Here is a 17,370-nt window from a genome sequence, read left to right as displayed (position 1 = left end):
GCCGCGTTTTTTATGCCTGCTGTTCGCTGAATCAGAAGTCCAGCGCAACCCCAACGGTAATCCCTTGCTGGGTAAAGTCATCATCCTTGCGCAACGTATACCCGCCGCGCAGCGCCAGATCGGCCGTCAACTTGTGGCTGATGCCCAGGCTCAGGCGATTCAAATGGCTCTGCGGAGTATGGCCATCGAGCCTGAAGTCGAGGGAAGGCAGGCTGTTGAGGGCAATGTTCACCTTCTGCACATCGTCGTCATACTCACGCTCGTAGGCATATTCGCCAAACACTTGGGTCTGCGGGGTGATCCGGTATTTACCCTGCAGTCCGGCGCCGAGTCGTTTTGAATCGCGTTTCTGGTCATCAAAAGTCAGCGCCGTGGAACGAATGGAGTTTTCCGAGTAACCGTCCACTTCCACTTTCGCATAGTCGGCGCTGATGAACGGCGACAAGTGCCATTCACTGCCCGGCTGTGCAATGTCATAGCCCAGGCGTGTGCTGAAGGCCCAGAGATAGCCGTCGGTGTCGCCTTTCTCCGCACCTTCGCCCGCACCCAGATCGAATTTGCGCTTGAGATTGTCGTAATCCAGCTTGCCGCCGGTCAATGCGGCATCCGCCCACCAACGGTTCTGCTGGAACTGGGCGAATGCCGTGGCCAGGTAGCTGTTGAGTTTGTAGTCCGAGTCGTTATCGCCAGCCTCCAGATCCTGACGATAGAAACCTGCCGCCACACCCACGCGCCAGGCTTCGTTGAGACGATAGCTGCCGCCGATGTTCAAGCTGTAGCCGTTGCCATCGGCGTCGGCGCCACTGCTTTGGTGATCGACATCGAGATGCTGGCCACCCCCGGCCACAATGGCGCGCCACTGACCGACCGCTTGCCAGTTTTCCCAGTCGGATTGCCACTGGCTGCGCAGTTCATCCTGATGCGCGCGTAGCGTGGCGTGGGCCATTTCTGGCAGCAGCGTCAGTTCCCAAGGTGCAGCGAGTAAGGAATAGGCGTAGTCCGACACCAACTTTTGCCCCGCCTCGGTCGGATGCACCCCGTCGTTGTAAATCAGCTGGCTGGGGTCCGGGTTGGCGCTGTTGATGCCAAAGGTAGCGTTTTCGGTGCAGCCGTCACCGCTGAAGCAGGTCGCCGTCAGGTTTTGCCCGGTAGCAAAACCGAACCGCGCAGGGTCGGCGAAGGTTTCCTGCAACAGCAGGGGAATGTTCAGGGGAATGATTTCGGCATCGATTCCCGCCAGTCGAGTGACCAGTTGCCGGTTGAAGGCCGCGCTCAGTTGCGAAGTGGGTCCCTGCAGAGGGCTGCCATTGATGGCAGGTGTCAGTCCCAGGTCGGGCAACAGCCAGACCATGATGTAGCGGGCACCGGCCGTTTGCAGAGCCTGGACGCTGTTTGCCAGGCGGTCCGCCGCGGCATTCGCCTGGGCGCCACTTTGCACGCGCCCCTGAAGAAAGTCGTTGCCGCCGCCGGAGAGGTAATACAGTGCATTCGGGTCGGCGCGCAAATTATTGGCTGGCAAGTAACCCGCGCGCGCGCGTTCACCCGTGGCGGATACGGTGGTGATTGATTCGAGGATCTGATCGGTGCGGTAGCCGCCGACGGCCCAGTTATTGCCATCTGGCAGGCCTTGGGCGGTGCGGGCGGCTGAAGTCGAAGCGGCGGTCTGGTCCGCGGAGAACCCGAGCCTGCCCCCAAGCAGTTGAGTCGAGTTGGCGGAATAGGCTTCGCCGCTGCCGTCCTGATAAGTCGGCCCGGTTCGGTTGGTGAAGCGCAGGGTCGAACCGGGAGGGCCGCCCGTGTCGGTAAACTGCCCCGCATCGTTGAGGCTGTCACCGAAGACAATGAAATTCGAATAAGGATTGGGCGCCGCGATCGCCTGGGTGCAGGCCATGGCGAGCAGGCAACCGGCAAGGGGTGCAAACAGCGTCTGTCTGATCATGAGCAAGTCCGTTTGGTTATTGTTTTAGTGGGTGAGACGACAGTGCCAAAAAACTATAGAAGCTGATGCCATTCGGCGCGAACCTGGCGAATGTTGCGCTCGCTTCGATCGCCCCATATTGCACGCTCTGCCCAGCTAAGTTACTGTGCCGAGACGTATAAATGAGACCTTCCCCGTGTTGATCGTCAGCAAACTCCTGGATCAAGTCATCAAGGCACACGCCCGCTGGCGTTGGCGCGCCTGAATCCTTCTGCCGGCCCGGCCGGATCTTTACCGCTTTGCCTTCTTTATTCGTGACAACGCGCTTTGCTTCGCGATTCCAGCGACCGCCAAAGTGCAGGACGCTGCGGGTAAATCATTCGAAGGCTGTATTAAGTCAGTGAATTTTAGAGGTTCTTAACGCCATGTTGCTGATGATCGATAACTACGACTCTTTTACCTACAACGTTGTGCAATACCTTGGTGAGCTGGGCTCCCAGGTCAAAGTCGTGCGCAACGATGAACTCACCGTTGCCGAAATCGAAGCGCTCAACCCTGAGCGCATCGTCGTCTCTCCCGGTCCTTGCACCCCGACCGAAGCTGGGGTCTCGATTGACGTGATCAAGCACTTTGCTGGCAAACTGCCGATTCTTGGTGTTTGCCTGGGGCATCAGTCCATCGGCCAGGCCTTTGGTGGTGATGTGGTTCGCGCGCGTCAGGTCATGCACGGCAAGACCAGCCCGGTGTTCCACGAAGACAAGGGTGTGTTCGCCGGCCTGAACATGCCGCTGACGGTCACCCGCTATCACTCATTGATCGTCAAGCGCGCAACCCTGCCTGACTGCCTCGAGCTGACCGCCTGGACCCAACTGGAGGACGGCTCGGTCGACGAGATCATGGGGCTGCGCCACAAGACCCTGAACATCGAAGGCGTGCAGTTCCATCCTGAGTCGATCCTCACCGAACAAGGTCACGAACTGTTTGCCAACTTCCTCAAACAAACCGGCGGCACGCGCTAAGGACTATTCATGAATATCAAGACAGCCTTGGGCCGTATCGTCGATCACCTCGACCTCAGCACCGAAGAGATGCGCGACGTGATGCGCGAAATCATGACCGGCCAATGCACGGATGCACAGATCGGCGCGTTCATGATGGCCATGCGCATGAAAAGCGAAAGCATCGACGAAATCGTCGGTGCCGTGTCGGTCATGCGTGAGCTGGCGGACCAGGTCGAACTCAAGACACTCGACGGTGTAGTCGACGTAGTCGGTACTGGCGGTGACGGTGCCAACATCTTCAACGTGTCGACCGCTTCTTCCTTTGTGGTCGCGGCGGCCGGGTGCACGGTGGCCAAGCACGGCAACCGCGCGGTCTCGGGTAAAAGCGGCAGTGCCGACTTGCTGGAGGCGGCCGGTATCTACCTGAACCTGACCCCGATCCAGGTGGCGCGCTGCATCGATAACGTCGGCATCGGCTTCATGTTTGCCCAGACCCATCACAGCGCCATGAAACACGCCGCCGGCCCGCGCAAGGAACTCGGTTTGCGCACCTTGTTCAACATGCTCGGCCCGCTTACGAATCCGGCTGGCGTGAAACATCAGGTGGTGGGCGTATTCACTCAGGCGCTATGCCGGCCATTGGCCGAAGTCTTGCAGCGTCTGGGCAGCAAGCATGTGCTGGTGGTGCATTCGAAGGACGGCCTGGACGAATTCAGCCTGGCGGCACCGACCTTTGTCGCGGAACTGAAAAACGATCAGATCAGCGAATATTGGGTCGAACCGGAAGACCTGGGCATGAAAAGCCAGAGCCTGCATGGTCTGGCCGTGGAAAGCCCGGCTGCATCCCTGGAGCTGATCCGCGATGCCCTGGGCAAGCGCAAGACCGAAAACGGTCAGAAAGCTGCCGAGATGATCGTGCTCAATGCCGGTGCCGCGTTGTACGCCGCCGACCATGCGAGCAGTTTGAAAGAGGGTGTTGCCCTGGCGCACGATGCGCTGCACACCGGCCTTGCTCGGGAGAAACTCGAGGAGCTGGGTGCATTTACCGCGGTATTCAAAGTGGAGAATGAGGGATGAGTGTACCGACGGTTCTGGAAAACATTCTGGCGCGCAAGGTTGAAGAAGTTGCCGAACGTAGTGCTCGCGTCAGCCTCGCCGAGCTGGAAAGTCTGGCCAAGGCGGCCGATGCACCCCGTGGTTTTGCCAAGGCTTTGCTGGATCAGGCCAAGCTGAAAGAGCCGGCAGTGATTGCTGAAATCAAGAAAGCTTCGCCGAGCAAGGGCGTTATCCGCGAGAATTTCGTTCCCGCCGATATTGCCAAGAGCTACGAGAAGGGCGGCGCGACCTGCCTGTCGGTACTCACCGATATCGATTATTTCCAAGGTGCCGATCTTTACCTGCAGCAGGCCCGCGCGGCGTGCAAACTGCCGGTGATCCGCAAGGATTTCATGATCGATCCGTACCAGATCGTCGAAGCCCGCGCCCTCGGCGCCGACTGCGTGCTGTTGATCGTCTCCGCCCTGGACGACGTGAAAATGGCCGAACTGGCAGCCGTGGCCAAAGGCGTCGGCCTCGATGTGCTGGTTGAAGTCCACGATGGCGACGAGCTGGAGCGGGCCTTGAAAACCCTCGACACCCCGCTGGTCGGCGTCAACAATCGCAACCTGCACACCTTCGAGGTCAACCTGGAAACCACCCTCGACCTGTTGCCGCGTATCCCGCGCGATCGTCTGGTGGTCACCGAAAGCGGCATCCTCAATCGCGCCGATGTCGAGTTGATGGAAATCAGCGACGTCTACGCGTTCCTGGTTGGCGAGGCGTTCATGCGCGCCGAAAGCCCGGGTACCGAACTGCAACGCCTGTTCTTCCCGGAGCGCGGCATTCCTGTCAGCGGCTCGACCCTCGACTAAAAAAGCATCGCGAGCAAGCTTGCTCCTACAGGGTTGGGGGTAACCACCATCAACTGTGGGAGCGAGCCTGCTCGCGATAGCGGCATAAGAAACACCACAGACTTTTTGTCTTACGGAGTACCTTGTGACCTCACCTGTTTCTCTGACCATCGAAGCCGGCCTGCAAGCCGAACAGGATCTGCTGGCCTCGGTCTGTGCCGGCGACGCGGAATTTGGCCTGCTGTTCTGGCAGCCCAGCGACCGGGCATTAGTGATGCCGCGCCGCTTGAATCGCTTGCCAGGGTTCGAAGCAGCCTGTGAGGTGTCCGCGGCGGCGGGTTGGCCCGTATTGTTGCGCGACACCGGTGGCGAACCTGTTCCGCAATCGGCCACGACCATCAACATCGCCCTGGTCTACGCGCCGCCGCGCAGCGAAGGTGATCTGAACCGTATCGAGACGGGCTACCGGCGTCTGTGCGATCCGATCTGCCAGTTGCTGGACGAGTTGGGCGGCACGTCGTCGCTGGGCGAAATCGACGGCGCGTTCTGTGATGGCCGGTTCAACGTCAACCTGGATGGGCGCAAGATGGTCGGCACCGCCCAGCGCTGGCGCCAGAGTCAGGGAGGTCAACGCCCGGTAGGACTTGTACACGGTGCAATGCTGCTGGATAACGACCGCGTTTCGATGGTCGCGGCCGTCAATCGCTTCAGCGAGGCCTGCAGCCTGGAGCAACGGGTGCGCGCCGAAAGCCACATCGCCTTGCATGAGAAGTTCACCGCACCGGATGCGCTGGAACGTCTCGATGCGCTCTACCGACGAATGCTGGCGCAAATGTTCAGCGGCTGAGTCTTCGAACTTAGCGCGTACCGAAGACCACCATGGTTTTGCCTTTGACGTCCACCAGGTTGCGCTCTTCCAGATCCTTGAGCACGCGTCCGACCATCTCCCGGGAACAACCGACGATCCGTCCGATTTCCTGACGGGTCACCTTGATCTGCATGCCGTCGGGGTGGGTCATGGCGTCTGGCTGTTTGCACAGCTCAAGCAGACAGCGGGCGACACGACCGGTTACGTCGAAAAACGCCAGGTCACCGACCTTACGGGTGGTGTTACGCAGGCGTTGTGCGATTTGTCCGCTCAATACGTAAAGAATGTCCGGGTCCTGCTGCGACAATTCGCGGAATTTCGCGTAACTGATTTCCGCCACTTCGCATTCGACCTTGGCTCGCACCCAGGCGCTGCGTTCCTGTTCCAGGCCGGCCTGCTCGAACAGACCCAATTCACCGAAAAAATCCCCGGCGTTCAGGTAGGCGATGATCATTTCTCGACCGTCGTCGTCTTCGATCAGGATGGTGACCGAACCCTTGATGATGAAGAACAGCGTCTCCGAACGGTCGCCGGCGCAAATGATGTTGCTCTTGGCCTGATAGCGACGGCGCTGGCAATGCATCAGAAGCTTGTCGAGGTTTTTCATCTTGGGGGTGGGGGCAATAGCAACCATGGTTGTATCCCGAAAAGACTCACGGTGGTGTTGGATTTATTTATGAACTGCGGACATTGGGGCAAAGCTGGCCAGGCGCCAGCGAATTGGCGCCAGCTTACCAGACACTTCTTGCAATATTCGAGATTTTACCTACAGCGTCGCAGGTTATGTCCTAGGACGGCGATCACTGTCAATCCAGGGGCCTGTGCTAAGCTGGCGACCCTTTTTTTAGACAGTGGAGTCTTGGCGATGAAGGCACGCATCCAATGGGCTGGCGAAGCCATGTTCCTCGGCGAATCCGGCAGCGGTCATGTCGTGGTCATGGACGGTCCGCCCGATGCCGGCGGTCGTAACCTGGGTGTCCGGCCGATGGAAATGCTCCTGCTGGGTGTAGGCGGTTGCAGCAATTTCGACGTGGTCAGCATCCTCAAGAAGTCCCGTCAGGCGGTCGAGAGTTGTGAAGCCTTCCTTGAAGCCGAGCGTGCAACCGAAGATCCAAAGGTGTTCACCAAGATCCACATGCATTTTGTGGTCAAGGGCCGCGGCCTGAAGGAAGCGCAGGTCAAGCGCGCCATCGAACTGTCCGCCGAGAAGTATTGCTCGGCGTCGATCATGCTCGGGGCGGCCGGTGTCGAGATCACCCACGACTACGAAATCATCGAGCTGGGTTGAATCGAGATCAAAAAAAGGCGACTGCCTCACGGCAGTCGCCTTTTTTGTTGCTGGCGCAGCCGGTCAGATCCGATAAGTACTCTTGGTCATGACCTTGGCCAGCAAGCTCATACCGAACTTCACCGGCGCCGGAAAGCGGAAACCGCCAGCCTCCAGTGCGCTTTCGGCGTGCTGCTCTTCATCGATACGCATCTGCTCGAGGATCGCCCGAGACTTTTCATCCTCGGCCGGCAGTTGCTCCAGGTGTTCGTTCAAGTGCTTGCACACCTGATCTTCCGTTGCTGCGACAAAACCCAGGCTGACTTTGTCGCTGATCAGGCCTGCCACCGCACCAATTCCGAACGACATGCCATAGAACAGTGGATTGAGAATGCTGGTGTGGCTGCCCAACTGATGAATGCGTTGTTCGCACCATGCCAAATGGTCGACTTCTTCTTCAGCGGCGTGCTCCATGGCGACGCGCACTTGCGGCAGCCTGGCAGTCAGGGCCTGGCCTTGATACAGCGCCTGGGCGCAGACTTCTCCGGTGTGATTGATGCGCATCAGCCCGGCAACGTGGCGGGTGTCTTCGTCACTCATTTTCGCATCGGGTTGCACGATGGCCGGCGACGGACGGTAGGGCTGGCCGCTGAAGGGCAACAGGGTACGCATCGCAGCATCGGCTTGCAGCAGAAGGCGATCAATCGGCGAGTAGTGACGTTGGGTAGTCATGCTGACCTCCGGAGGAATCTCGGTGGCCAGTTTAACCCAATCGGCCGGGGAAGGTTTGCGCTGGGACATTGCGACGCAGGCAGTATCTACAGGAGCCCGGCTAGCTTCGGGCGCGTTCCGACGAAGGCGATCTCAATCGCGCCATCGTCGGCACGGGAAAATATGAATCAGCCCGGCGGCCAGTGCATCTGGCGCTGACCCAGCACATGCATATGAATGTGATAGACAGTCTGCCCGCCTTCTTCATTGCAGTTCATGACAACGCGAAAACCTTTTTCGCAACCCAGTTCCTTGGCCAGGCGCTGGGCGGTGAACAGGATGTGTCCAGCCAGCGCCTTGTCGTCCTCGGTCAGGTCGTTCAGGGTGCGTACCGGTTTTTTCGGAATCACCAGAAAGTGCACCGGTGCCTGTGGGGCGATGTCGTGGAAGGCCAGCACCTGGTCGTCCTCGTAAATGATTTTCGCCGGGATTTCCCGGTTGATGATCTTGGTGAACAGAGTATCCACAGCTGTTTCTCCGTTGTTTGGGCTGGCCTGAGTGTACCCATGGAGGCTGCACCAGCCCAGTGTTTTACCGCAGGGCGATTCAACGCGGGCAGTGGGCCTTGATGACCATGCCGGTGATTGTCCGGATCAGCCAGCGCGAGCCGAACCGGGGCAGGGTGGCGAACCAGCGATTGCGTCGCCCAGGAATAATGATTGCGCGATTCTTCTCCAGGGCGCGCACGGTATAGAGCGCGACTTCCTCCGGACTCATCAGCAGTTTACTGTTGGCAAGCTTGTCGTTGTTCAATTGCGCGGTGCGGAAAAACGCTGTGCGGGTCGGGCCGGGGCAGAGCACCGAGACCTTGACCGCGCACTTTTTCAGCTCGACGCGCAGGCCTTCGGAAAAGTGCAGCACATAGGCCTTGCTGGCATAGTAAGTGCTCATCCACGGACCGGGCTGGAACGCCGCGACCGAAGCGACGTTCAGGATCTGCCCGCCACCCTGCAACGCCATGCTGTTACCGATGGCGTGGCACAGGCGAGTGAGCGCCAGAATGTTCACTTCGATCAGGTCCTGCTCGGTCATCCAGTCCTGCGCCAGGAACGGGCCGCAAGTGCCGATCCCGGCACAGTTGACCAGCAGGTCTATCTGCCGGTCACCTTCCTCCAGCTCCAGAAGGAATCCTGAGAGGCGCAGCGGCTCGCCCAGATCGCAGGCACGGAACAATACTTCCACGCCAAAACGTTGGGTCAGTTCGATCGCAATGCTTTCCAGCTGATCACGCTGTCGGGCCACCAGAATCAGGCTGCGGCCGCGCCGGGCCAGCGCCTCGGCCATCGCCAGGCCGATGCCGCTGGAAGCGCCAGTGATCAGAGCGTAACGGGTCATGCCATTCTCCATCGCAACAGCTCCGCGCCGCGACGCAGGTGTCACGGGCGGGGAGCGCTGTTCATTCTTTCGCAGAGTCTACAGGGGGCGGGGCTTCTTCGGCTGCTTCGGCCGGGGAATTTGCTTCAGGTTCGACATCGATATCGATTTCATCGGTGGTGACCGAGCCGCTTTGGTAGCTGCTCTCGAGGCTGTCTTCATATTCTTGCTGGATGGCCGAGATGCCACCCATCATCGCACCGACGCCAAACAGCCCGATAAACACAATCCACAATGCACACAAGACCTTGACCGCCGTGCTGTTGGGCGGGGGAGGCGGGCCATAGCGGTTGGCGCCGGTATTGCCTGGTACGAGCATGATCACCAGCGGGAAAAAACTGCCAATGAACGGAACCAGGTGCAGGAGCCAGAGCCAGCCCGACCAGCCGATATCATGCAAGCGCTGAACGCTGAACAGAACGCCGACAACCATGAACACCAGGAACAGCAAGAAGGCCAGGATGCCACCGAGGATCAGTCCGGTGGTGGAATTCCCACTGACCAGGCCAAGGCCGATGAGCGCAACCACGCCGACAATGGGCAGGGTCACCAGGCTGAGCACCAAGGTCCACGCCAGAAAACGCAGGCGTCCGATTCTGCCTTCGACGCTGAAAGGCTTGAGCGCGGCGAATGCCGGCAGTTTTTCGCCAACGCGGGCCTGTGGCGGTGCATAAGGGGAGAGCGGCTCAGCTGCGGGGGATTGCTCATGAACGTCAGCCAGGTCCAGCTCGATCGAAGGCTCCACCTCGATCCGGGCATCGACGCCAGTGTTCTTCAGGGCTTGGAGATAGGTCTGCGCATCCGCCTGCGACAGGTCGCGCTTGAGTGTGACCGGTCGACCATTGAACAGGCGCTCGATGGCGTTGACGTCGCTCTTGAACAGTGCAGCGAGATTGAGTTTGGCGGTGTTGATATCAACACCCGGCAGCAGCGCGCCGTCGAACACGATCTTGTAACGGTTTCCGCTCATTACCGAGGCATCCTTGTCGCGATTCATTGCTACGAATGGCCAGTCGCGGCTGGCCCGGTTGTTCAGCGCGGCCAGCGTTGGCCCAGTTGCGCTGCTTGTTCCTGTGCCTTGCGGTATTCGGCGTCGAGGCGCGCTATCAACTGTTCGACACTCGGCAAGTCATCGATTTCGCCTACGCCCTGGCCCGCGGACCACACGGTTTTCCAGGCTTTGGCTTCGTCGCTGATGGGCTTGAGCTTGGAACCGAAATTGATCTCGCCCTTGTTTTGCAGCGCTGCCATGTCGAACCCTGCGGCCTCCAGGCTCTGGCGCATGAAACTCGCCGGTACACCGGACACCGCTGGAGTATGGATGATGTCTGCCGCTCTGGAGTTCAGCAGCATCTCTTTGTAGGCATCTGGTGCATGACTTTCGGTAGTACCGATAAAACGCGTGCCGAAGTAGGCCAGGTCGGCGCCGAGCAATTGCGCGGCGAGAATTTCGTGGCCGTGGTTCAGGCACCCAGCCAGCAGCAGTGTCTTGTCGAAGAACTGGCGGATCTCGGCGATCAATGAGAACGGGCTCCAGGTCCCGGCATGCCCACCGGCACCCGCAGCGACGGCGATCAGACCGTCTACACCGGCCTCGGCGGCTTTCTCCGCATGGCGGCGAGTCGTCACATCATGGAATACCAGGCCGCCGTAGCTGTGGACAGCATCGACCACTTCCTTCACGGCGCCGAGACTGGTGATCACGATCGGCACTTTGTGTTCGATACAGATGTCCAGATCCGCCTGCAATCGCGGATTACTGTTGTGCACAATCAGGTTCACCGCATAGGGCGCGGGATTCTCCAGTGCCGCCAGCCCGGCCTCGATTTCTTCCAGCCAGGCTTTGAAGCCGCTGCTCTCGCGCTGGTTCAGCGCCGGAAAGCTGCCGACCACGCCATTGCCGCAGCAGGCGAGCACCAGTTGCGGGTTGGAAATCAGGAACATCGGCGCCGCCACCACGGGCAGACGCAAGCGTTGTTCGAGCAGAGCGGGCAGCGACATTGGAATACCCCGGTGATTTGTGCCTGTTGATTTAAAACGGTCGGACGACGACCAGAATTACGATAGCCAGCAATATCAGGACCGGCACTTCATTGAACCAGCGATAAAAGATATGGCTGCGGGTGTTCTCGCCACGGGCAAAGCGCTTCACTTGCGCGCCGCACATGTGGTGGTAGCCGATCAGCAACACCACCAGGGTCAGTTTGGCGTGTATCCAGCCACCCTGGCTAAAGATGCCTGGGTTGAGGTAGATGAGCCAGCCACCGAAGATCAGTGTGGCGATCATCGCCGGCCCCATGATGCCCCGATACAGCTTGCGCTCCATGATGCTGAAGCGCTCCTTGCTGACAGTGTCTTCGCTTTGGGCGTGATAGACGAACAGGCGCGGCAGGTAGAACAGGCCGGCAAACCAGCAGACGACACTGATGATGTGGAAAGCTTTGAGCCACAGATAAAGCATTTTTAGTTATTCCCAGGTTCACGGTAGCCCGGATAGTAGTAGCTTGAGGCTCCGCACGTCACCTTGCCGGTTGTCGCAGGACGATACGGGCCCTATTATCGACGGCTTTCCAGTGGGTTCGTTGAGGGCAGGTTTATGGTCAAGGTCGGTATCGTCGGCGGCACGGGTTACACCGGTGTCGAACTGTTGCGTCTGTTGGCACAGCATCCGCAAGCTGAAGTGGTGGTGATCACTTCCCGATCCGAGGCTGGACTGGCCGTGGCCGACATGTACCCGAACCTGCGAGGCCACTACGACGGCCTGGCGTTCAGCGTTCCTGACATCAAGACCCTGGGCGCCTGTGACGTGGTGTTCTTTGCCACCCCTCACGGCGTTGCGCATGCCCTGGCGGGCGAACTGCTGGCAGCCGGCACCAAGGTCATCGACCTGTCCGCGGACTTCCGCCTGCAGGATGCTGATGAATGGGCCAAGTGGTACGGTCAGCCGCACGGTGCGCCAGAACTGCTGGATGAAGCGGTCTACGGTTTGCCGGAAGTCAATCGCGAACAGATCAAAAAAGCACGCCTGATTGCCGTGCCGGGCTGCTATCCAACCGCCACTCAATTGGGTTTCCTGCCGTTGCTCGAAGCAGGCCTGGCCGATGCTTCGCGCCTGATCGCCGACTGCAAGTCCGGCGTCAGCGGTGCTGGTCGTGGGGCTGCCGTCGGTTCGCTGTACTCCGAGACGTCGGAAAGCATGAAGGCTTACGCCGTCAAAGGGCATCGCCACCTGCCGGAAATTCGCCAGGGTCTGCGTCGTGCGGCGGGCAAGGACGTTGGCCTGACCTTCGTTCCGCACCTGACGCCGATGATCCGCGGCATTCACTCCACGCTTTACGCAACTGTCGTCGATCGCTCGGTAGACCTGCAGGCACTGTTTGAAAAACGTTATGCCAACGAACCGTTCGTCGACGTCATGCCTGCCGGCAGTCACCCGGAAACCCGCAGCGTGCGCGGCGCCAACGTGTGTCGGATTGCCGTGCACCGTCCACAGGATGGTGACCTGGTGGTGGTGTTGTCGGTGATCGACAACCTGGTCAAAGGCGCGTCGGGTCAGGCCGTGCAGAACATGAACATCCTGTTCGGCCTGGATGAGCGTCTGGGCCTGTCCCACGCCGGCATGCTGCCGTAAGCTTTATCGTGCACAGCAAAAGGCCCGTCTGACGGGCCTTTTTGCATTCCGGGCCGGCGCCTCGATTGGTTGATATACCATAACAATAGTTGACCGCTTTTCTAGGAGAAGCGGATAATGCGCGTCATCACGCAATATGACGGCGTAACGCCGGGAGATAGTCAGCATGAGCGTCGAATCCTTCACCCCCACGGCTTTGCAATTCACCCACGGTGCCGCGCACAAGGTGAAGAGCCTGGTCGATGAAGAGGGGAATGATCGCTTGAAGCTGCGCGTATTCGTTACGGGCGGCGGTTGTTCAGGTTTTCAGTACGGCTTCACTTTCGATGAAGAAGTGGCCGATGACGACACCATCGTTGAGCGCGAAGGTGTGAGTCTGGTCGTCGATCCGATGAGCTTCCAGTACCTGGCAGGAGCCGAGGTGGATTATCAGGAAGGTCTGGAAGGCTCGCGTTTCGTCATCAAGAACCCGAACGCTACCACCACCTGTGGCTGTGGCTCTTCGTTCTCGATCTGATCAGCGCGTCCGTATCATCAAAACGCCGCATGACCCTGAGGTCCTGCGGCGTTTTGCTGTCCGGCATTCAGGCCGGGTAGATGGCACCGAGTACGCGCAGCCCGCGGGCGCCGGTGACGCTCGGGCGATTGGCCGCAATACCTTCCAGGCAGCAGTGGGCCAGCCAGGCGAAGGCCATGGCTTCGACCCAGTCCGGGTCCACGCCGTGAGTGGCGGTGCTGCTGACGGTCGCATTCGGTAGCAGGCTGGCCAGGCGTTTCATCAGTGCGGTGTTGTGCGCGCCACCGCCGCAGACCAGCAGTTCCCGGGTATCAACCTGGGCAGTTTGCAGCGATTCGATGATGGTCAGCGCCGTCAGTTCCAGCAGCGTTGCCTGCACATCCTCGGCAGCGAAGGTCGGCAGCGCTGCCAGATGGCGGGTCAGCCAGGGCAAGTTGAAGACTTCCCGGCCGGTACTCTTTGGGCCCTTTGTCACGAAGAAAGGATCGCTGAGCAGCGCGTTCAACAGTAGCGGTTCGATCTTGCCGCTGGCAGCCCATTGGCCATCACGGTCAAAGTTGTCACCGCGTTGCTGGTGAATCCAGGCGTCCAGCAACACATTACCCGGCCCACAGTCGAACCCAGCGACAGGCTCGCCGGGTTCAATCAGGCTGAGGTTGCTGAATCCACCCACGTTGAGTACGGCGCGATTGCCGGCCCGTTCTTCAAAAAGCGCTTCGTGAAAGGCAGGAACCAGTGGCGCGCCTTGCCCGCCAGCGGCGACATCGCGGCTGCGGAAATCACTGACCACCGTGATACCGGTCAGCTCGGTCAGCAGGGCCGGATTGCCGATTTGCACCGTGAAGCCACGCGCTGGCTCATGGCGAATGGTCTGACCGTGACTGCCAATCGCGCGAATGTCTTCAGGTTTGAGTTGCTGTTGTGCAAGGAGAGCGTTAATGCCCTGCGCCGCCAGCTTCACCCAGTTCTGTTGGGCGATGGCGGAGCGGGCAATCTCGTCCGGACCGCTGGCGCACAAGCCAAGCAGCTCGGCGCGCAGGGAGTCGGGCATCGGGATGTAGTGGCTGGCGATCAGCCTGATCGCCGGGCCTTGCTCGATCAGTGCTATGTCCAGGCCATCCAGGCTGGTTCCGGACATTACACCTATATAGAGCGCCATGGCTTAGCGCTTGGCCGAAGCCAGCTGGGTGGATTTTTCCTGGTCCATGCGCGCCATCAACGGTTGGCTCTGCGCCAGGAAACGTGCGCGTTCGGCATTGGAAATCGGGTCGGCCATCGCTACTTTCTGGCCCAGTGGATCGACGTGGACGCCATTCACTTGGAATTCGTAGTGCAAATGCGGGCCGGTGGAGAGGCCGGTAGTGCCGATGTAGCCGATGACCTGGCCTTGCTTGACGGTGCCCCCAGTCTTGATGCCCTTGGCGAAGCCCTGCATGTGGCCGTAAAGCGTGCGGTAGGTATTGCCGTGTTGGAGGATTACGGTGTTGCCGTAACCACCGCGGCGACCTGCCAGCAGTACTTTGCCGTCACCGGCCGCCTTGATTGGCGTGCCGCGCGGTGCTGCGTAGTCGACGCCTTTGTGGGCGCGGATCTTGTTAAGGATCGGGTGCTTGCGGCCCATGGAAAATTTCGAGCTGATGCGGGCGAAGTCCACCGGGGTGCGGATGAAGGCCTTGCGCATGCTGTTGCCGTCAGCCGTGTAATAGCTGGTGTTGCCTTGCTTGTTGGTGTAGCGCACGGCGGTGTAGGTTTTGCCGCGGTTGGTGAAGCGAGCGGACAGGATCGGGCCGTTACCGACCGCCTTTCCGTTGACCATTTTCTGTTCATAGATCACATCGAACTGGTCACCCTGGCGAATATCCTGGGCAAAGTCGACGTCGTAGCCGAATACGCTGGCCATGTCCATGGTCAGGCTATGCGACAGGCCGGCGCGGGCGGCGGACTGAGACAGCGAGCTGTTGATCACGCCGTGCACGTAGGCTGTGCGCACGGTGGGTTTAGCGGTCACGCGGTTGAAGCTGTAACCCTTGTCGTTCTTGGTCAGGGAGATGGTCTCCAGGTCACTGACCTTGCTGTGCAGGCTGGCCAGTTGGCCGTCAGGACCCAGTTCGAACTCGAGTTTCTGCCCATGCTTGAGCTGGCTGAATTGCTTGGCCTGTTTGCTGCTGGCCAGCAAGTCATGTACCGAAGGGGCGGGAAGGCCGACTTTCTCGAACAGAGTGGAGAGCGTGTCGCCTTTGCTGACGATCACTTCCCTGTGATTGGGCGCCTTCTTTTCTTCGGCAACCGGTGCGGGGGCTGCTACAGGCGCGGGTGCGGGTGCGGCTTGAGCTGTTTGCTGGGGCTCTTGCGCGCTGTCCTCGATCTGCGCAAAAGGAGACGCGACCGGATCATTTGTGGCCTGGACGGCTTCTGCAGCGTCTTGTTCTTGTGTCAGTTGTTCAGCAGGGCTTTCCAGTTCAAGGCTCAGGGTTGTCTTTTTAGCTTCGACATCACTGGAAGGAAATACCAGAAGCGCCAGGCTCAGAAGGGCAGCGATGCCACTCGCTGCGAGCAGGTGGGTCTTCGGGTAAAGCGGTGGCGCTTTAGACGATTCTTTGGTCATAAGTAGTGTTTTGACTTTGAAAAAGATGAATTGGAAAAGATGAATGACATGATGAAGATGAAATAACTGTATAAAATATAACCAAATCATCCCTGAAGCAAGTCCGCGCATGCTCTGCCAGCGGATTGGCGTCATTGCGCCGGCCAAACTTTGTATTTGCCGCGCGATCTTGTATGGTTGGTCCCCTTTGAATTCGAGCCTTGCGGGTCTGTTATGAAGTCGGTTGAAGAGCAGCTAGCGCTGATTAAACGTGGTGCGGAAGAACTGTTGGTCGAGTCCGAGCTGGTCGAAAAGCTCAAGCGTGGCCAGCCGCTGCGTATCAAGGCAGGCTTCGACCCGACTGCCCCTGATTTGCACCTGGGGCACACCGTGCTGATCAACAAGCTGCGCCAGTTCCAGGAGCTCGGTCACCAGGTGATCTTCCTGATTGGCGACTTCACCGGAATGATCGGCGATCCCAGCGGCAAGAGCGCAACGCGCCCTCCGCTGACCCGCGAGCAGGTTCTCGAGAATGCCGAGACCTACAAGACCCAGGTTTTCAAGATTCTCGATCCGGCCAAAACCGAGGTGGCATTCAACTCCACCTGGATGGATCAGATGGGGCCGGCTGATTTCATTCGCCTGACTTCGCAATACACCGTGGCGCGCATGCTTGAGCGCGATGACTTTGACAAGCGCTACACGACCAACCAGCCGATTGCCATTCACGAGTTCCTGTACCCATTGGTGCAAGGCTACGACTCGGTCGCCTTGCGCGCGGATGTCGAGCTCGGCGGTACCGACCAGAAGTTCAACCTGTTGATGGGGCGTGAGCTGCAGCGTGGTTACGGCCAGGAAGCCCAGTGCATTCTGACCATGCCATTGCTTGAGGGTCTGGATGGCGTGAAGAAGATGTCCAAGTCCCTGGGCAACTACGTTGGTATCCAGGAAGCGCCGGGCGTGATGTACAGCAAGCTGGTGTCCATTCCGGATGCGCTGATGTGGCGCTACTTCGAGCTGCTCAGCTTCCGTTCCATGGATGAGATTAATGCGTTCCGCGCCGATGTCGAGGCGGGTGCCAATCCCCGTGACATCAAGATCAAGCTGGCTGAAGAGATCGTTGCCCGTTTCCATGGTGAGGAGGCTGCGGCCAACGCTCATCGTGCGGCAGGTAATCGCATGAAGGACGGTGAGCTGCCGGACGATCTGCCCGAGATCGAATTGACGGCTACCGAAGATATGCCGATCGCTGCTGTCCTTAATAAGGCGGGGCTGGTGAAGAACTCGGCAGTGGCTCGCGATCTGCTCGGTTCCGGTGGTGTGCGTATCGATGGCGAGGTGGTCGATCGCTCCTTTATATATGCGCGCGGTGCAACCCACGTGTGCCAGGCGGGCAAGAAGGCATTTGCGCGTATTACGCTCAAACCTGAATAAACCTGAAACAAAAGGTTGACGGCGAATTACAGAAGCCTATAATTCGCCCCACTTCCGGCGCAGTCGAAACGGAAAACTCCTTGGTAAACAATGAGTTACGCAGTTTTCGACAGCAG

The 17,370-nt window shown here is 59.3% G+C and carries 18 protein-coding genes; 8 read left to right on the top strand and 10 right to left on the bottom strand.

Going from position 1 to position 17,370, the window contains the following annotated elements; genetic code table 11:
- Positions 1-31 precede the first annotated feature (31 nt).
- Positions 32-1,939 carry an esterase EstP gene (gene estP / locus NQL71_RS00090; protein ID WP_274642131.1) on the bottom strand — a complete coding sequence of 636 codons (1,908 nt, stop codon included), beginning with the start codon at positions 1,937-1,939 and terminating at the stop codon, positions 32-34.
- A gap of 404 nt (positions 1,940-2,343) precedes the next feature.
- Between estP and NQL71_RS00085 the strand changes: the two genes are divergently transcribed.
- The 4 genes from NQL71_RS00085 to NQL71_RS00070 all read left to right on the top strand — a co-directional run bounded on the left by NQL71_RS00085 (position 2,344) and on the right by NQL71_RS00070 (position 5,655).
- Positions 2,344-2,937 carry an aminodeoxychorismate/anthranilate synthase component II gene (locus NQL71_RS00085; RefSeq protein ID WP_046818169.1) on the top strand — a complete coding sequence of 198 codons (594 nt, stop codon included), beginning with the start codon at positions 2,344-2,346 and terminating at the stop codon, positions 2,935-2,937.
- Positions 2,938-2,946: 9 nt separating this feature from the next.
- Positions 2,947-3,996, top strand: coding sequence for an anthranilate phosphoribosyltransferase (trpD, locus tag NQL71_RS00080; protein WP_046818168.1), 1,050 nt, complete (start codon positions 2,947-2,949; stop codon positions 3,994-3,996).
- Entirely contained in the window at positions 3,993-4,829 is an 837-nt protein-coding gene (trpC, locus tag NQL71_RS00075; RefSeq protein ID WP_046818167.1) for an indole-3-glycerol phosphate synthase TrpC, read from the top strand. The genes trpD and trpC overlap by 4 nt, the downstream gene beginning before the upstream one ends.
- A gap of 124 nt (positions 4,830-4,953) precedes the next feature.
- A complete protein-coding gene (locus tag NQL71_RS00070; protein ID WP_046818166.1) occupies positions 4,954-5,655 on the top strand; it encodes a lipoate--protein ligase family protein in 702 nt (233 codons plus the stop codon).
- Between the two features lie 10 nt (positions 5,656-5,665).
- Here the strand turns inward: NQL71_RS00070 and crp are convergent, their stop codons facing one another.
- On the bottom strand, positions 5,666-6,310 hold the full coding sequence (gene crp, locus NQL71_RS00065) for a cAMP-activated global transcriptional regulator CRP (protein WP_046818165.1): 645 nt from the start codon (positions 6,308-6,310) through the stop codon (positions 5,666-5,668).
- Positions 6,311-6,541: 231 nt separating this feature from the next.
- Between crp and NQL71_RS00060 the strand changes: the two genes are divergently transcribed.
- The gene (locus NQL71_RS00060; RefSeq protein WP_008061600.1) at positions 6,542-6,964 is read left to right on the top strand and encodes an OsmC family protein; all 423 of its coding nucleotides are present in this window, start codon (positions 6,542-6,544) and stop codon (positions 6,962-6,964) included.
- Positions 6,965-7,027: 63 nt separating this feature from the next.
- Here NQL71_RS00060 and coq7 read toward each other — a convergent pair whose 3' ends face one another.
- The 6 genes from coq7 to hemJ form a co-directional block, all read right to left on the bottom strand.
- Positions 7,028-7,675: a 2-polyprenyl-3-methyl-6-methoxy-1,4-benzoquinone monooxygenase gene (coq7, locus tag NQL71_RS00055; RefSeq protein ID WP_046818716.1), complete on the bottom strand. Its 648-nt coding sequence runs from the start codon at positions 7,673-7,675 to the stop codon at positions 7,028-7,030.
- Between the two features lie 167 nt (positions 7,676-7,842).
- Positions 7,843-8,181: a histidine triad nucleotide-binding protein gene (locus NQL71_RS00050; protein ID WP_017341091.1), complete on the bottom strand. Its 339-nt coding sequence runs from the start codon at positions 8,179-8,181 to the stop codon at positions 7,843-7,845.
- A 79-nt stretch (positions 8,182-8,260) separates the two neighbouring features.
- Positions 8,261-9,049 (bottom strand): SDR family NAD(P)-dependent oxidoreductase, encoded by a 789-nt coding sequence (locus NQL71_RS00045; protein WP_077184547.1) that lies wholly within the window; start codon positions 9,047-9,049, stop codon positions 8,261-8,263.
- A gap of 61 nt (positions 9,050-9,110) precedes the next feature.
- The gene (locus NQL71_RS00040; protein ID WP_274642130.1) at positions 9,111-10,058 is read right to left on the bottom strand and encodes a DUF805 domain-containing protein; all 948 of its coding nucleotides are present in this window, start codon (positions 10,056-10,058) and stop codon (positions 9,111-9,113) included.
- Positions 10,059-10,120: 62 nt separating this feature from the next.
- The gene (locus NQL71_RS00035) at positions 10,121-11,089 is read right to left on the bottom strand and encodes an NAD(P)H-dependent flavin oxidoreductase (RefSeq protein WP_046818162.1); all 969 of its coding nucleotides are present in this window, start codon (positions 11,087-11,089) and stop codon (positions 10,121-10,123) included.
- Between the two features lie 31 nt (positions 11,090-11,120).
- Positions 11,121-11,549, bottom strand: a complete 429-nt coding sequence (hemJ, locus tag NQL71_RS00030) for a protoporphyrinogen oxidase HemJ (RefSeq protein ID WP_274642129.1) — start codon at positions 11,547-11,549, stop codon at positions 11,121-11,123.
- Positions 11,550-11,684: 135 nt separating this feature from the next.
- Between hemJ and argC the strand changes: the two genes are divergently transcribed.
- Together argC and erpA are read left to right on the top strand one after the other, a co-directional pair.
- Positions 11,685-12,719 (top strand): N-acetyl-gamma-glutamyl-phosphate reductase, encoded by a 1,035-nt coding sequence (gene argC / locus NQL71_RS00025; RefSeq protein WP_020798783.1) that lies wholly within the window; start codon positions 11,685-11,687, stop codon positions 12,717-12,719.
- Between the two features lie 166 nt (positions 12,720-12,885).
- Positions 12,886-13,236, top strand: coding sequence for an iron-sulfur cluster insertion protein ErpA (gene erpA / locus NQL71_RS00020; protein ID WP_007906865.1), 351 nt, complete (start codon positions 12,886-12,888; stop codon positions 13,234-13,236).
- A 67-nt stretch (positions 13,237-13,303) separates the two neighbouring features.
- On the opposite strand, the gene NQL71_RS00015 is transcribed toward erpA, so the two are convergent.
- The gene (locus NQL71_RS00015; protein ID WP_077184541.1) at positions 13,304-14,395 is read right to left on the bottom strand and encodes an anhydro-N-acetylmuramic acid kinase; all 1,092 of its coding nucleotides are present in this window, start codon (positions 14,393-14,395) and stop codon (positions 13,304-13,306) included.
- 3 nt (positions 14,396-14,398) lie between these two features.
- Positions 14,399-15,841, bottom strand: a complete 1,443-nt coding sequence (locus NQL71_RS00010) for a peptidoglycan DD-metalloendopeptidase family protein (RefSeq protein WP_166619253.1) — start codon at positions 15,839-15,841, stop codon at positions 14,399-14,401.
- 213 nt (positions 15,842-16,054) lie between these two features.
- On the opposite strand from NQL71_RS00010, the gene tyrS reads away from it, so the two are divergent.
- On the top strand, positions 16,055-17,254 hold the full coding sequence (gene tyrS / locus NQL71_RS00005; protein ID WP_274642128.1) for a tyrosine--tRNA ligase: 1,200 nt from the start codon (positions 16,055-16,057) through the stop codon (positions 17,252-17,254).
- Positions 17,255-17,370 lie beyond the last annotated feature (116 nt).

The organism is Pseudomonas serbica, from assembly GCF_028823535.1.
Classification (GTDB): Bacteria; Pseudomonadota; Gammaproteobacteria; order Pseudomonadales; family Pseudomonadaceae; genus Aquipseudomonas; species Aquipseudomonas serbica.
Note: the sequence above shows the minus strand (reverse complement) of the source record. Positions and strands in the feature narration are given on the sequence as shown.